Below are 16,216 nucleotides of genomic sequence, written 5' to 3' on the forward strand. Positions count from 1 at the left end.
TTTATTCGTGTTGCTGAAATTTGTTGATGCTCCGTTCACTAGCTACTGGCCGTTTTCTTTTCTTTTTGTTGATGCTGGGCTGGGGTGCCTGCACCCTGCCGGCCCGGGCCCAGGCCACGGCCGATTCCGTTGATACCCCGGAGGCGCTGCCACCGCCCAAGCGCGAGCTGCGCGGCATGTGGATTGCCACCGTCGAAAACATTGACTGGCCCAACCAGCGCGGCCAGGCCCCCGAGCAGTACCGCCGCGACTATCGCCGCCTGCTCGATGCCGGCCAGCGCGCCGGCCTCAACGCCGTATTTGTGCAAATCCGGCCCGCGTCGGATGCCTTTTACAAGTCCGATATCGAGCCCTGGAGCAAGTGGCTGACCGGCGTGCAAGGCCGCGCCCCCATCAACGGCGACGACCCCCTGCCCTTCCTCATCACCGAAGCGCACCGGCGCGGCATGGAATTCCACGCCTGGTTCAATCCCTACCGCGCCACCATGGACTCGGTGACGCGCCGCCTGGCCCCCAACCATCCCTACCGCCAGCACCCGCAGTGGTTTCTGCGCTACGGCGGGCAGCTGCTCTACAATCCCGGCCTGCCCGAAGTGCGCGCCCACATCACCCGCGTTATTCTCGATGTGGTGCGGCGCTACGACATCGACGCGGTGCATTTCGACGATTATTTCTACCCTTACCCGGCTCCCAACCAGGTTTTTCACGACGAAGCAGCCTTCCGCGACCACAACCCGGAGGGCATTGCCAAGCTGGCCGATTGGCGGCGCCACAACGTGAACGTGCTGATTCGGGACTTGCACGACAGCATTCAGTCGGCCAAGCGCTGGGTGAAATTCGGCATTTCGCCTTTTGGCGTCTGGATGAACAAATCGGCCGACCCGCTGGGCTCCGACACCCGCGCCGGACAGCCCTCCTATTCCAACCTATACGCCGACTCGCGCCTGTGGCTGGAGAAAGGCTGGATTGACTACATCCTGCCGCAGCTCTACTGGAGCACCACGTTTAAGCTCGTGCCCTACCCCGTGCTGCTCGAATGGTGGACCCGCAACCACTTCGACCGCCACCTCTACATCGGCCACGGCACCTACCGCATGCTGGAAAGCACCCGCTCGGACACCACCTGGCGCAACCCGCGCGAGCTGCCCCGCCAGATTCGCCTCAACCGCACCTACCCCGACGAGGCCAGCGGCAGCGTATTCTTCTCGGCCAAATCACTGCTCACTAACCCGCTGCACACCACCGATTCGCTGCGACTGGCGCTGTTCCGCTACCCCGCCCTGGTGCCCACCATGCCCTGGAAAGACGCCGTGCCGCCCCTGCCCGTGGCCAACCTCACCCTGCGCCGCCTCAGCCACTACGTCACGCTGAACTGGCAGCCCGGGGCCGTGGCCCCCGACGGCGACGCGGCCACTTACTACGTCCTCTACCGCTTCGAGGCCACCGAGCGCAGCACACCCAACGACCCGCGCCGTATTCTGGCCCTGCCCCGCCCCGCGCCCGGCTTCCCCGCCACTTTTGTGGATACCACGGCCGTGCCCGGCCAGGCCTATGCTTACTACGTCACGGCCGTGGACCGCCTGCACAACGAGAGCCGGCCCATGCGCGTGGTCACCACCGGCCACCAGGCCGCCGAGCTGGCCGTGGGGCAGTCGCCGGCCGGCGCGGCCCGCCCGGTTGCTTCGCCACCCGTGGCCACGCAGCCCGTACCGGCCCTAACCTTGCCCACCGGCAACAGCCCCGCTAAATCGGCCCCGTTCACCAAAGTCAAAATCAAAGAGAAGCCCGCGAAGAAAAAAGGCTTCTTCGCCCGGCTGTTTGGCGGGCGGTAAGTAGTCGTGCAGGAGTAACCGTGCAAATGGCGCGGCCTGTTTCCTCCATACCGGGTGAACGGCCTTGGGCTGGTACTGTCATCGTGTTTTTTGTACCCCGTTCCTTTCTCTTTCACCCCATGACGCCACCCGACGCCCACCCGGCCCCCATTGCCGCTACCGTTTACCCGGATTCTGAAGTAGCATCGGCGGCCGTGGCCGAGCAGATTGCCGGACTCATTCGCAATCGTGCGGCTGAGGGCAAAACCTGCGTGCTGGGCCTGGCCACAGGCTCCTCGCCTACCCGGGTGTATGAGGAACTGGTGCGCCTGCACCGCGAGGAGGGTTTGAGTTTCCAGAACGTAGTGAGCTTTAATCTGGACGAGTATTACCCCATGGCCCCGGACTCGCTGCAGAGCTATGTGCGCTTCATGCGAGAGTACTTGTTCGACCACATTGATATCAAGCCCGAGAACGTGCACATTCCCAATGGCACGGTGCCACCCGAGCAGGTAAACGCGTTTTGTCAGCGCTACGAAGCGCAGATTCGGGAAGCCGGCGGCATTGACTTGCAGCTGCTCGGCATCGGCCGCACCGGCCACATCGGCTTCAATGAGCCCGGCTCCGGCCCGGCCTCGCGCACCCGCCTTATCACCCTCGACCACGTCACGCGCACCGACGCGGCCTCGGATTTTTACGGCGAGGAAAACGTGCCACGCCGCGCCCTGACCATGGGCGTGGGCACCATCCTCGAAGCCCGGCACATCGTGCTTTTGGCCTGGGGCGAGGGTAAGGCCGCCGTAGTGAAGCGCATGGTGGAAGGCGAGGTGACCGACACCGTGCCCGCCACTTACCTGCAGCGCCACCCCTCCGTGCAGGTGGTGCTCGACGAAGCCGCCGGGGCCGAGCTCACGCCCCGCAAAACCCCCTGGCTGCTGGGCCTGCCCTGCAACTGGCACGACCCGGCCCTGGTGCGCAAAGCCCTCACCTGGCTGGCCCGCACCGTGACCAAACCCATTCTGAAGCTCACTGACGAGGACTACAACGAGAACGGCCTTTCGGAGCTGCTGGCCCAGTCCGGTCCGGCCTACGACATCAATATCCGGGTCTTTAATGAGCTGCAGCACACCATCACGGGCTGGCCCGGCGGTAAGCCCCACGCCGACGACACCAACCGCCCCGAGCGCGCCGCGCCGTTCCCCAAGCGCGTGCTCATCTTCAGTCCGCACCCTGATGACGACGTGATTTCGATGGGCGGTACCTTGCTCCGCCTCGTCGACCAGGGCCACGAAGTGCACGTGGCCTACCAGACGTCGGGCAACATTGCTGTGTTTGATGAGGAAGCGTTGCGCTTCGCGGATTTCGCGGCCGAGTACGACCTGAATTTTCAGCAGAATGACCCGGCCGGGGAGCAGTTCTACCAGCGCGTGTCTGATTTCCTGCGCGACAAAGCCCCCGGCCAAGTCGACTCCGCCGAGGTGCAACGCCTGAAGGGCGTGATTCGGCGAGGCGAGGCGCGGGCCGCCCTCCGCTACGCCGGCCTCGACCCCGCCACCCGCGCCCACTTTCAGGACCTGCCGTTCTACGAAACCGGCCGCGTGCGCAAGAAGCCGCTCGGCGACGAGGACATTCGCCTCACCATGGAACTGCTGAATCGCATTCAGCCCCAGCAGATTTACGCCGCCGGCGACCTGAGCGACCCGCACGGCACCCACCGCGTGTGCCTGGCGGCCATTTTCCAGAGCATTCAGCAGCTGAAAGCCTCCGGCACCGCCTGGCTCGACGACTGCTGGGTGTGGCTCTACCGCGGCGCCTGGCAGGAATGGGACATCGACCAAATTGAGATGGCCGTACCGCTCTCGCCGCAGGAACTCACGCGCAAGCGCCGCGCCATCTTCAAGCACCAGAGCCAGAAGGACCGACCGCTCTTTCCCGGTGCCGATCAGCGCGAGTTCTGGCAGCGCAGCGAGGCCCGCAACCGCACCACCGCCAAGCTCTACGACCAACTGGGCCTGCCGGAATACGAGGGCATTGAGGCCTTTGTAAGGTGGGAGTTTTAAGCAAAAAGCCCCCGAAGAAAACCGTCATGCCGAGCGCAGCCGAGGCATCTCGCGGGCAGCCGTGACCTAATCCTTGAACGATGCCCGCGAGATGCCTCGGCTGCGGTCGGCATGACGGTCTCTATTTTCGGGTTGCTTTTTTGTCTTTCCATTAATTTAATGCGCTCTTGAACCCCTACCTCGCCCGCCTGTGCCGCCTGGCCAGCCAGCCCAGCCGCCGCATCATCGGCCTGATGTCGGGCACCTCACTCGATGGGCTGGACGTGGCGCTGTGCCGGCTGGAAGGCCACGGCCCCAGCACTAAGCTCATGCTGGAGCATTTTGCCACCGTACCATACGATAATGATACCCGCGACCGCATCCGCACGGTGTTTGCCCGCGAGCAGGTGAGCCTGGAGTACCTCACGCTGCTCAACCCCTGGCTGGGCCGGCTGCACGCCGCTGCCGTGCTGCGCTGTCTGCACGAGTGGCAGGTCAACCCCGCCGAAGTGGACCTGGTAGCCAGCCACGGCCAGACCGTGTACCACGCCCCCCGCCACCAGCACCAGCGCCCAGATTTCCCCCAAAACGCCACCCTGCAGCTCGGCGACGGCGACCACGTGGCCGTGGGCACGGGCATCATCACCCTCAGCGACTTCCGCCAGAAGCACGTAGCGGCTGGCGGCGAAGGCGCGCCCCTGGCCGCCTACGGCGACTTTCTACTCCTGAGCAGCCCCGATGAAGAACGACTGCTGCTCAATCTCGGCGGCATTGCCAATTTCACCTACCTACCCCGCGCCGGGGGCGACGCCAGCACGGCGTTCAGCACCGACACCGGCCCCGGCAACACCCTACTAGATGCCGTGGTACGCACCGCCCGGCCCGGCCAGCAATTTGATGAAGACGGCCGCCTGGCGCTGGCTGGCCAAGTTCACCCGGCCCTGCTGGCCGCCTTGCTTGACCACGTATTCTTTGCCGCACCCCTCCCCAAAACCACCGGTCCCGAGCTTTTCGGAGCTGCTTACCTCACGGCCGCACATCAAATTAGCGGCACAGCTGCGCTGAGTCTGGAGGACACGCTGGCTACCCTAGCCGAATTTAGCGCCGTGGGCGTGGCCCGGGCCGTGCAGGCGGCTTTCACCACGCGCGCGGCCCCGGCGGCCGTGTACCTCAGTGGCGGCGGGGCACACAATCCCGCCTTGCGGGCCGCCCTGGCACACCACCTTCCTGGCGCCCGCTTCGCCTCTACTGATGAATTGGGAGTGCCTGGCGATGCCAAAGAGGCCATATTATTTGCCGTGCTGGCCAACGAGGCCGTGGCGGGCCAGCCGATTGCCATCGGGGCCGGCCGGCAGCGCGTGCCCGCCGTGGGCATGGGCAAGATTTCCTTACCGGGCTGAGAAAAGAACCGTCATGCTGAGCGAAGTCGAAGCATCTCGACCACGTAAGTAATTCGGTTTACTATCACGGTCAAGATGCTTCGACTTCGCTCAGCATGACGTTTTTGTAAGCTAATACCATAGATTCATACCATGCAGCGCACTACCCAGGCAGCCGAAGCTACCACCGGCACCACTCCGCTGGCCGAGGCCTCGCAGCCCGGCCGCCTCATCAGCCTCGACGTGTTCCGGGGCCTCACCGTGATGGCCATGATTCTGGTGAACAACCCCGGCGACTGGGGCCACATTTACCCGCCGCTGGAGCACGCCGAGTGGAACGGCTGCACGCCCACCGACCTCATATTTCCGTTTTTTCTGTTCATCGTAGGCGTGAGCCTGGTATATGCCCTGGATGGCGCGAAACACCAGGGCGGGCCGCAGGGTGCGGTGCTGCTGCGCGTGTTGCGGCGGGCGGCCGTACTGTTTGGGCTAGGTCTGCTGCTTTCGCTGTACCCTAAGTTCGACTTCTCGGTGGTGCGGGTGATGGGCGTGCTGCAGCGCATTGCGCTGGTATTTCTGGGGTGCAGCTTCATCTTCCTAAAAACCAGCTGGCGCACCCAGATTTGGCTGCTGGTCAGCTTTCTGGTAGGCTACGCGGTGCTGATGCAGCTGGTGCTCGTGCCCGGCTTCGGCCCCGCCAACCTGGAGCCCGCTACCAACCTCGGGGCCTGGCTCGACCGCCTGGTTTTCAGCGAAGCCCACCTCTGGAAACAAAGCAAAACCTGGGACCCCGAAGGCCTGCTCGGCACCCTGCCGGCCCTGGGCACCGGGCTGCTGGGCGGCCTCACCGCGCAGTGGCTGCGGCGGCGCGACCAGGAGCCCGCTGCCAAAGTGGCCTGGCTGTTCGTGGCCGGCGGGGCCATTACCTTGGCAGGCCTCATCTGGGCGCCGTGGTTTCCCATCAACAAAGCCCTGTGGAGCAGCCCCTACGTGCTTTATACCGGCGGGCTGGCCATGACCGGGCTGGCGGCGCTCTACTGGATATGCGACGTGCAGGGCCACCGCGGCTGGACGCGCCCGGCGCTGGTTTACGGCGTCAACGCCGTGTTGGTGTTCTGCCTGTCGGCGTTGCTCTCGCGCACGTTTGGCCTATTCAAGCTGCTGGGCCCGGCCGGCAACCCCTTGGGCCTCAAAGAATGGCTCTATGAATGGGGCATTGCGCCGTACTTCCACGACCCGCGCAATGCCTCGCTGGTGGGAGCTTTCCTGCTGATTATTATTTGGTTTGGGATTCTAAATTGGATGTATAAGAAAGGCGTGGTAGTGAAGGTTTAAGCAGTTGTTTCGGCTTGCCTGAGTGAGTCCGCTCAGCAGCTACGATAATTAGGTTTGATTTAAATTGCATTATTATATTAAATTTTTATATTTGTGCCGTTGCTTTTCTCTCCTTCTTTCTGCGAAACATGGCACTTACCCCACTCACGTTGGCTTGGCCAACGGCTTTTTCTGCGCGGCCCATCGGGCCGCTGGCTTTGGCGGGGGCCTTGTTGCTGAACGGCTGTAGCCGCGACGCGGAACAGCCCGGGCCCGCATCGCCAACCGCCGAAACCTACACCGCTGACGTAGCCACCAAATGGACCGACCTGGAGCTGCGGCTGATAAAAAATGGCACCGGCTTCACGCCGCCAGTGGCATCGCGGGCGCTGGCCTACGCCGGGGTGGCGCTCTACGAAGCCGTGGCACCGGGCATGGTGGCTAATCAGTCACTCGCAGGCCAGCTCACCGGCCTGAGCACGCTGCCCAAACCCGAAGCCGGGCAATCCTACAACTGGGCCGTAGCCGCCAACGCCGCCGAAGCCCTCATCATCAAAAGCCTGTTCGGCAACGCCACGCCAGCCCAACGCACCACCATCGACTCGCTGGAAACCGCCCTGAACCTGCCCTACCGCACCGCTGCGGAGTTTGACCGCTCGGTGAAATACGGGCAGCAGATAGCCCAGGCCGTGTTCAACTGGTCGCGCACCGATGGCGGCCACGAAGGTTACCTCAGCAACCAGCCCACTTCTTTTGTGCCGCCCGTGGGCGTAGGCCTATGGGTGCCGGCCAACGGTACTTCGGGCCGCGCCGTGCAGCCCTACTGGGGCCAGAACCGCCTGTTCGTGCCGGCCAATGCCACCATGCCCATGCCGGGCCTGTCGTATTCCTACTCCACGCAGCCGGGCTCAGCCTACCACGCGCAAGTGCAGGAGGTGTATAATACCAGCCGCAGCCTGACGGCGGCACAGCGCACCATTGCCACTTACTGGGCCGATGGCGGCCAGACTATCAGCCCACCCGGCCATTCCATCAGCATCACCAGCATCGTGCTGCGTAGCCGCAACGCTACGCTGGCAACCGCCGCCGAGGCCTACGCCCGCGTGGGCATGGCCGTATCGGATGCCTTTGTGAGTTGCTGGAAGTGCAAGTATCAGTACAACTGGGAGCGGCCCATCACGGCCGTGCAAGCTATGTTCAACCCCGCTTGGCAGCCCCTGCTGGCCACGCCCCCATTTCCGGAGTTCGTATCGGGCCACTCCGCGCAGTCCAGGGCCGCCGCCCAGGTGCTAAGCGACCTGTTTGGGTCCCAAACCGCTTTCGTTGATAATACCCACCAGGCCCGGGGGGCTGGCTACGAGCCCCGCGCCTTCGCCAGCTTCGCCGCCTTTGCCGATGAGGCGGCTGTTTCGCGGCTCTACGGCGGTATTCATTTTCGCAGCGCCAACGAAGTGGGACTCACCGAAGGCCAGAAAATGGGGCGCAATGTGAGTGCGCTGCGCTTTAAGCGCTAATCTGGTCAACACTCAGAACGACAAGTTGGGTGAGGTTGAAGCAGGAAACGTGCTTCGACTTCGCCCGGCCTGTCGTTCTTTACAGTTCAGACCAAGTTAGCTTTTCATGAAAATTCTTATCATCGGGGGCGGCAACATGGGCCTGACCTATGCCCGCAGCTTTGCCCGGGCCCACGTTACGTCGCGGCTCGATTTGCGACTACTGGCCCGCTCGCCCGAGCGGGTAGCGGCCCTGGCCGCCCACGAAATAGGTACCGTGTGGGGCCACCCGGCCGAGTGCGTGCCGGGGGCCGACTTGCTCATTCTGGCCGTGAAGCCCCAGGACTCGCCCACTTTGTTCGAAGCCCTGCGCGGGCTGGTGCAGCCGCAGCAAGTGGTGCTCAGCATCATGGCCGGCGTCCGGATTGACACCTTGCGGGAGGCGTTGGGCACGCCCAAAATCATTCGGGCCATGCCCAACCTGCCGGCGCAAATCGGCATGGGCATGACGGCCTTCACCAGCACCGACGCCGTGACCCGCGCCGAGCTGGTGCAGGTGCAAAACCTGCTCTCGACCACCGGCAAAACCGTGTACGTTGAAGAAGAAGCGGCCATTGATGCCAGTACGGCCATTTCGGGCAGCGGCCCGGCCTACGTGTACTACTGCATGGAAGCCCTGATGGCAGCCGCCGGCCAGATGGGTTTCACCGGAGCCGAGGCCGAGCTGCTGGTGAGCCAGACCTTCCGCGGGGCCGTGGAGCTATACTCGCAGTCGGGCCTGAGCTGCGAAGACTGGATTGCCAAAGTAGCCTCCAAGGGCGGCACCACCGAGGCCGCGCTGGGGGCCTTCGGGGTGGGCGCAGTGCGCGAAGGACTCATGGCCGGGGCCAGCGCCGCCCGCGACCGGGCCGAGGAGCTGGGACGGTAATTGGCAGCCAATTCCCCGGAAACACCCTCTTCTGCTCACGCCACCGAATAGCCCGCAAACTCTTTGCGCAGCTGGGTTTTGAGCAGCTTGCCGGTGGCCGTGTGCGGCAGCTTCTCTACAAATGCCACGGCATCAGGCTCGCAGAACTTAGCCACTTTGCCCCGAAAAAAGGCCAGCAGCTCTTCTCCCGACACCTCCATGCCGGGCCGGCGCACCACAATGAGCAGCGGCCGCTCGCTCCATTTGGCGCTGGGCACGCCGATTACGGCGGCCTCGGCCACGGCGGGATGCGCGATGGCCAGGTTTTCGAGGTCGATGCTGGAAATCCATTCGCCGCCCGATTTGATGACGTCCTTCGAGCGGTCGGTGATGTGCATGTAGCCGTCGGGGTCGATGGTGGCCACATCGCCGGTCCGAAACCAGCCGTCGGCGGTGAGCTCGCCGGGCGTGTGGCTGCGGAAGTAGTCGCGCACCACCCAGGGCCCGCGCACCAGCAGGTCGCCGAAGGCCACGCCATCATGCGGCAGGCCCTGGCCGTCATCGCCCACAATCTTCATGTCGACGCCAAATACGACCCGGCCCTGCTTGGTCCGAATAGCCAGGCTATCGGCCGGGTTCAGGCCGGCGTGGTGGGCTTTGAGGTGGCCGGCCGTGCCCAGCGGGCTGGTTTCGGTCATGCCCCAGGCGTGCATGATGGTCACGCCCAGCTCCTCCTCAAAGGCCTTCATCAGGGCCGGCGGGCATGATGCGCCACCCACCACCGTGCGCCGTAGCGTGCCGAAACGGCGCTGGCCTTCGCGCATGAACTGCAGCAGCGCCAGCCAGATGGTGGGCACGCCGGCCGAGAACGTCACTTTCTCCGTCTCAAACAGCTCGAACAGGCTGGCACTGTCCATGCCCGCGCCGGGCAGCACCAGCTTCGCGCCGTTGAGCGGGGCGGCGTAGGGCAAGCCCCAGGCGTTAACGTGGAACATGGGCACCACGGGCATCACTACATCCGCGGCCGAACAGTTGAGGGCATCGGGCAGCGAGATGCTGAAGGCGTGCAGCACCGTGGACCGGTGCGAGTAGAGCACGCCCTTGGGCTGGTCGGTGGTGCCGGAGGTGTAGCAGAGCGAGCAGGCCGTGTTCTCATCGAAGGTGGGCCAGGCGTAGTCGCTGGTTTCGGCACCCAGCAGGTCTTCGTAGCTGCACAGGCCGGGCAGGGCCGAGTCTTTGGGCAGGTGAGTTGGCCCGGCCATGAGCACCCATTTTTCCACGGTGGGGCACACGGGGGCCAGGCGCTCGACCAGCGGCAGAAAGGTGAGGTCGAAGAACAGCAGCCGGTCCTCGGCGTGGTTGATGATGAACACCAGCTGCTCGGGAAACAGGCGCGGGTTGATGGTGTGGCACACCGCCCCGATGCCGGCCACGCCATAGTACAGCTCGAAGTGGCGGTGGGTGTTCCAGGCCAACGTACCCACCCGGTCGCCGTTTTCGATGCCAAGCTTCAGCAAGGCCTGGGCCAGCTGCTTGCTGCGGCGGTTGGCATCGGCGTAGGTGTAACGGTGGATGCCGCCCTCGGGCAGCCGCGACACAACTTCGGTATCGCCGTGCCATTTGGCGGCGTGCTCAATAATCGTGGCCACGCGGAGTGGCTCGGCCATCATCAGTCCTAGCATAGAAGTGGGCTTAGGTTCACGCAGTGTCGCGGGGTGTTCATCGCAGGGTCTCGCAGTGTTTGTTCTAGAGGCCGTTCACCAGCCGGTGCATGTGGTCTTTGAGACTGTTCACGTTGAAATTGATGAGTTGGCCCAGCTTCAATTCTGAAAGCTTCAGGTAAGTTAGTAATTGTTTGTAATGGACCGGCAGCAGCGCCTCAACCGACTTTAATTCGACAATGACTTTGTTTTCAATGAGCAAATCCAATCGATAGCCCGCGTCCAGTCGTTGGCCACCATACACGAACGGCAGTACCACCTGTCGTTCAACCCGTAGCCCTACCTGCTCCAACTCATACGCCAGCGCCAACTCATACACCGCCTCCAGCAGCCCAGGCCCCAGCGCCGTGTGGACTTTGTAAGCTGCCCGCCGGACCTCAAACGAAATGGCATTCTCATCCATTCGGCAAGTATAAACCATTCATCAGAAAAACACTGCGGAACCCTGCGATAAACACCCCGCGACACTGCGTGAAACAGCTACCGCACGGCCTCGATTACCAGCTGCAGCAGCGAGGAGCGGACGCTCAGTTCCGTGAGCTTGTTGTTGTTGCGGCTGGGGTGCACACGGTTGGTGAGCAGCACCACCACTAACTCCTCCTTGGGCTCGACCCAGAAGTACGTGCCCGTGAAACCGGTGTGGCCGTAGCTGCTTTGCGAAGCGCTTTTGGCCGAGTTCACGGCGGGGTTGGCGGCGGGGCGGTCGAAGGCCAGGGCGCGGCGGTTGTCGGGGCAGAACTGGCAGCTGGTCCAGTTGGCCAGAATTTCCTTATCGAAGAGTTGCTGGCCGCCATAGCGCCCGCCCCAGGCGTAGGTCTGGGCGAGCTTGGCCACGTCGTTGGCATCGCCAAAGAGGCCGGCGTGGCCCGAGAGACCGCCGAGCAGGGCCGCGCCTTCGTCGTGCACCGTGCCGTGCAATAGCTGGCGGCGGAAGGCCGAATCAAATTCCGTGGGCACGATACGAGCCAAGGGGAAACGGCGCGTGGGCCGGAAACCCAGCGTGCTGGCCCCCAACGGCCGGTACACTTCCCGCTGCAAATAGGCGTCGAGCGGCAGCCCCGAGCGCGCCCGGACCAGCTCCGGATAGAGAATGAACGACAAGTCGGAATACACGTAGCCCGGCTTTTCATTCAGCGGCGATTTCCCGATTTCCTGGTAAATGCGAGCCGGCAGGTCCTTGCGCGCCCACAGGCCCTGGGCCGCCGGCAGCGGGAAGCGGGCCGACGAATCGGCCCGGAAATAGCGGCGGCGCAGGGCCCCGTTCTTCTTGGCCAGCTCCTTCCAAAACGGAATCCAGGCCTTGAGACCGGCCTGGTGTGCCAGCACGTCGCGCAGCTTCAGGTTGGCCTTGTTAGTGCCGCGCAGGAAGGGAAAATAGTTACCCATCGTGCTGTCGGGGCTGAATTTGCGGTCGGCCTGCAGGCGGAGCAGCGCGGGCGTGGCGGCCAGCAGCTTGGTCATCGAGGCCAGGTCGTAGAGGTCGTCGTTGCGCACGGGGCGCGGGGTGCTTAGCGAGACATTGGCGACGGGTTTCACCGGCTTGCGGCTGGCTTTCCGCGACTTGAAAGCGTCATTCTGCCCGGCTAATTCCTCATCGCGGCCGAAGCCCGCGTAGGTCTGGTTGCCGTAGCTTTTGCGCAGCACCACCGTGCCGCGCCGGGCAATAACCACCTGGGCACCCGGAAACGCCTGGGCCGCCAGCGCCCGGCCCACCAGGCTGTCCACGCGGGCTTCGAGGCGGCCGTCCAGGCCCGCGTCTTCGGGGTTGGCGTAGCGCAGGCGGTAGTTGCCAGCAGTGGGCAGCCCGAAGCCCCGCGGAAATTTGTCCGACACTGTGACGGGCAGCCGGCCGGTGGCCGCAATACCGCCGAAAATGGCCTGGGCCGCCAAGCTCTGGGCGTTGGCGCTTTCCTGGTAGGCCAGCACCACGGCGGCGGCGCGGTCCAGGTCGCGCACCTTGGCCACGGCGTAGGCCGAGCCAAACACGCTGAGCACCAGCTGCTGCTTTTGCTCCACCAGCTCGCGCAGAAGCAGGTTGGTTTCGGGCGTAATGCCGAAGCTGGTGGCCGGCAGGCGGCCTAGGTTTTGCAGCGAAACCAGGATGAGGTTGTACGGTTTCAGACCGGCGCGCAGCTTTATCAGCTCATCAAGCGTGGGCGCGGCCGTGGCGTGAAAATGGGCCGTGGGAGCATAATCAGCCACCGATTTTTGGAAATCCGTGGTGTCGCGCGGGCTGCCGCCCAGCACCAGCGTGGCAATGCGCAGCGTGTCGAGGCGCTGCAGCGGCAGCAGGCTTTTCTGGTTGCGCAGCAGCGTGATGCTCAGCTCGGTGAGGCGGTGGCTGAGGTATTGGGCGTGGGGTGCGTTGAGGTCCTCGTACAGGTTTTTAGGTTCGATGGGGCGGTAGTGGTTCAGGCCGGCCCACTGCTTGAGGGCCAGCACGCGGCGGCAGTGCTCGTCGATTTCGCGCTGCGAAATCCGGCCGCTGTCCACGGCCACGCGCACCATGCGCAGGGCCAGCGGAATGTTCTTGCTGAACTCCAGAATATCGTTGCCGGCCATGATGGCGCGCACGTCGGCTTCGCCGGGCGGAAACATGCTGATGACGCCCTTCATGTTCATGGCATCGGTGAAGACCAGGCCTTTGAAGCCCATTTCCTCACGCAGCACTCCCGTGATGATGGGCCGCGACAACGTGCTTGGACCCAGCACCGTGTCCAGGGCGGGCACGTTGAGGTGGGCCACCATCACGCCGCCCAGCCCGCCGGCCATGAGGCTGCGGAAGGGCGGCAGCTCCAGCGAATCGAGCCGGCGGCGGTCCACGCGAACCGTGGGCAGGGCCAGGTGCGAGTCGGCGTCCACGTCGCCGTGGCCGGGAAAGTGCTTGGCCACGGCCAGAATGCCGGCGTCCTGCATGCCGTGCATGTACTGGCGGCCGTCGCGGGCCACGGCGGCTGGGTTTTCGCCCCAGCTGCGGAAGCCGATGACCGGGTTGGCCGGGTTGTTATTCACGTCGACCACCGGCGCGAAGTTGACGTGCATGCCCAGGCGCTTGAACTGCCGGGCCACCTCGCGGCCCATGTCGTAGAGCAGCGTGGTGTCGGTGGTGCCGCCCAGGCTCATTTGGTAGGGGAACTTCACCACGCTGTCGAGGCGCATGCCCGCGCCCCACTCGCCGTCCATGGCCACCAGCAGCGGCACGCGGCTCTGGCTCTGGTAGCGGTTCAGCTGGCGCGACTGCCGGGCCGGGCCGCCCTGGAAAAAGATGAGCCCGCCGATGCCATACTGCTGAATGAGCGTCGAAATCGAGTCCTCGTCAATCCGCTTACGGTTGGAGTAGGCGGCTACCATGAACATTTGCGCCGCCCGCTGGTCGGGCGTGAGCACGCGCATCAGGCTATCAACCCAGGGCGAATGCAAGTAGCGGATGAAGGCGGGGACGCTGGGTGCCGGAAGCGCCGCGACGGCTTGGCCAGGGACGTTTCTTTTTACTAAATACTTGGTGGGGCCTTTTGGCTGGCTTCGTTGGCGTTTCGGCGCAAGAGCAGCAGGCTGTGAAGTTCGGTTGCGCTGGGTTGATTTTGGGACTGTGGCACGACGCTGGGCCGGAACCAACTGCGGCAGGGCCAGCAGGAACAGGAGCAATAAGAACTTCGGGAGAGACAAGAGCAAAAAGCGAAATTTGGATTGCGAAATTAACTCGAACCCTGAGAAAGAGAAGCGGCCTGGGCAGAAGGGCATTTCCGGTGCCAAAGCGGTTGGCTTACCTGCTCCTGAGCCAATACCTTAATGTCGGGCTTAAGATTAACAATGATTCTGTATAATTAAATTTCTGATGTTACGCACCGTAGTGCTTGGTTGCTTGGAAAAGACCTTTCCTAAAGTAGCAAAAGCGTCTTTCCAGCACCTAGGTCAGGCCATTGTGTAACATCAGTTGATTTGTCCGTAAAACAATCTGTGAAACAACAGGTTGAGTGGGGGACAAATTGGATGTAGATTTATTTTTTTCATAGATAATCAAATAAATAACTTTAAATTGCGATGATTAAGGACCAGTTTGACGCATTTCACTGTTCCGTATTTTGTATCATCACGACTGAAGTTACATATTAGCCAAAGTCCACACTCACGAAGCGCTTCTGCCGGCAGTATTGGCTGAATTTGCCCCTCATTATCCTCCTTTAACACTTACATTTTTTTCACTATGAGTCATTCTTTTCTTTCTTTTGCGCAATGTATTAGCCACAAGGGCACCCTGCTTTTGGGCGCTGCGGCATTGTTCCTTGGCCCTTTGACTGGCCGGGCCCAGGCTCTTCAATTCCAGCAGAATTTTGAGGGCACCACCGGTGCCGTTCCAACCATCACGTACACCGGTAATCCTTTTGTTACAAACGGCGGGAACGTGACAAACAACGGCAGCCCAAATGACGCCTTGTATTATTCCCAGGCAACGGGACCAACCGCGACACATGCGTGGAGCTTGGTGAACGGCGGCACCGGCGCAGCATCGCAAACCCTTGAATTCCGTAATATCAGATTCTCGGATGGCTCGACCGGCAATCGGGTAGAGTTTTTATTAACGGCGCTTTCCAACAATCCCAACAATGGCATTAAGCTAATCGATAAGGTTGAGGTGGAAGTCAGTTCGAATTATGGGGCTACATACTACCCGATAGTCACTGTGACGGGCAATAACAATAATACAAATGGTCAAAATGGGTTTGATTCTGGCGTTGTGTGGTGCCACCAAGGCAACGCCATCGCCCCTGGTTCGCTCACAGCAACCGCCACATTTAAGGGTGATACACCACCGACGGTACCCGTTACGTTCACCCCAAGTCTACTAAGCACTATCAGCGCCAACGGAAGAAATCAAGACTTGACCGGAGCCGGTGGCTACGGCAAGGTAAGCATTGACATTATCAACTCGCTCAATGCCCGTGTGCGCATCACCCTAACCAACTCCAGCAACCAGCAGGTGTGGGGCATCGATGAGTTCAAAGTATTCAGCAGCGGCGCCACGGTATTGCCGGTAGAACTGACCCGCTTCAATGCTCAAACTAAAGGCCAGAGTGTAAATCTAAATTGGGCCACCGCCAGCGAAAAAAACAGCGACCGGTTTGAAGTGCAGCGCAGCGCCACCGGCGAAGCGTTCGAAACCGTGGGCACAGTGAAGGGCCAGGGCAACACCAGCAACGCCCACAACTACGCGTTTGTGGACAGCCGCCCGCTCGCCGGCCGCTCCTACTACCGCCTGCGCCAGGTTGACACCGATGGTACCACCGCATTCTCGCCGGTAGCGGCCGTGCAGCTGCGCAACGAACTGGCCGTGTACCCCAACCCCAGCACGGGGATTGTGACGCTGCCGGCCACGTTGGGCGACGTTCGCTACCGCCTGCTCAACACCATTGGGCAAACCCTGCTCAGCGGCCAGGCCACCGGCAACGACCAGCTGGACCTGACGAAGCTCGCCAAGGGCACCTTCTTCCTGGAGCTCACCGGTGAAGCGGGCCGCACCACCCAGCGCCTGGTACGCGAATAGCGCCTCCCGC

General features: G+C 62.8%; 10 protein-coding genes. 7 read left to right on the forward strand and 3 right to left on the reverse strand.

The window, feature by feature from the left end; all coding sequences use genetic code 11:
- Positions 1 to 71: 71 nt before the first annotated feature.
- From IEW17_RS00115 to proC, 6 genes are all read left to right on the forward strand, one after another.
- On the forward strand, positions 72 to 1,832 hold the full coding sequence (locus IEW17_RS00115; RefSeq protein ID WP_229748674.1) for a family 10 glycosylhydrolase: 1,761 nt from the start codon (positions 72 to 74) through the stop codon (positions 1,830 to 1,832).
- Between the two features lie 119 nt (positions 1,833 to 1,951).
- Positions 1,952 to 3,871 (forward strand): glucosamine-6-phosphate deaminase, encoded by a 1,920-nt coding sequence (nagB, locus tag IEW17_RS00120; RefSeq protein ID WP_188559979.1) that lies wholly within the window; start codon positions 1,952 to 1,954, stop codon positions 3,869 to 3,871.
- 167 nt (positions 3,872 to 4,038) lie between these two features.
- Complete coding sequence (locus IEW17_RS00125) at positions 4,039 to 5,250, forward strand: anhydro-N-acetylmuramic acid kinase (protein WP_188559980.1); 1,212 nt, start codon at positions 4,039 to 4,041, stop codon at positions 5,248 to 5,250.
- Between the two features lie 132 nt (positions 5,251 to 5,382).
- The gene (locus IEW17_RS00130) at positions 5,383 to 6,564 is read left to right on the forward strand and encodes an acyltransferase family protein (protein ID WP_188559981.1); all 1,182 of its coding nucleotides are present in this window, start codon (positions 5,383 to 5,385) and stop codon (positions 6,562 to 6,564) included.
- A 128-nt stretch (positions 6,565 to 6,692) separates the two neighbouring features.
- Entirely contained in the window at positions 6,693 to 8,057 is a 1,365-nt protein-coding gene (locus IEW17_RS00135) for a vanadium-dependent haloperoxidase (protein ID WP_188559982.1), read from the forward strand.
- A gap of 106 nt (positions 8,058 to 8,163) precedes the next feature.
- Complete coding sequence (proC, locus tag IEW17_RS00140) at positions 8,164 to 8,964, forward strand: pyrroline-5-carboxylate reductase (RefSeq protein WP_188559983.1); 801 nt, start codon at positions 8,164 to 8,166, stop codon at positions 8,962 to 8,964.
- A 35-nt stretch (positions 8,965 to 8,999) separates the two neighbouring features.
- Here proC and IEW17_RS00145 read toward each other — a convergent pair whose 3' ends face one another.
- The 3 genes from IEW17_RS00145 to IEW17_RS00155 all read right to left on the reverse strand — a co-directional run bounded on the left by IEW17_RS00145 (position 9,000) and on the right by IEW17_RS00155 (position 14,084).
- The gene (locus IEW17_RS00145; protein WP_188559984.1) at positions 9,000 to 10,625 is read right to left on the reverse strand and encodes a 3-(methylthio)propionyl-CoA ligase; all 1,626 of its coding nucleotides are present in this window, start codon (positions 10,623 to 10,625) and stop codon (positions 9,000 to 9,002) included.
- 64 nt (positions 10,626 to 10,689) lie between these two features.
- Positions 10,690 to 11,067 carry a GxxExxY protein gene (locus IEW17_RS00150; protein WP_188559985.1) on the reverse strand — a complete coding sequence of 126 codons (378 nt, stop codon included), beginning with the start codon at positions 11,065 to 11,067 and terminating at the stop codon, positions 10,690 to 10,692.
- Positions 11,068 to 11,144: 77 nt separating this feature from the next.
- Positions 11,145 to 14,084, reverse strand: a complete 2,940-nt coding sequence (locus IEW17_RS00155) for a serine hydrolase domain-containing protein (protein WP_229748676.1) — start codon at positions 14,082 to 14,084, stop codon at positions 11,145 to 11,147.
- Positions 14,085 to 15,543: 1,459 nt separating this feature from the next.
- On the opposite strand from IEW17_RS00155, the gene IEW17_RS00160 reads away from it, so the two are divergent.
- Complete coding sequence (locus IEW17_RS00160) at positions 15,544 to 16,206, forward strand: T9SS type A sorting domain-containing protein (protein WP_188559986.1); 663 nt, start codon at positions 15,544 to 15,546, stop codon at positions 16,204 to 16,206.
- Positions 16,207 to 16,216: the final 10 nt, after the last annotated feature.

It is taken from the genome of Hymenobacter frigidus (assembly GCF_014640435.1).
GTDB lineage: Bacteria > Bacteroidota > Bacteroidia > Cytophagales > Hymenobacteraceae > Hymenobacter > Hymenobacter frigidus.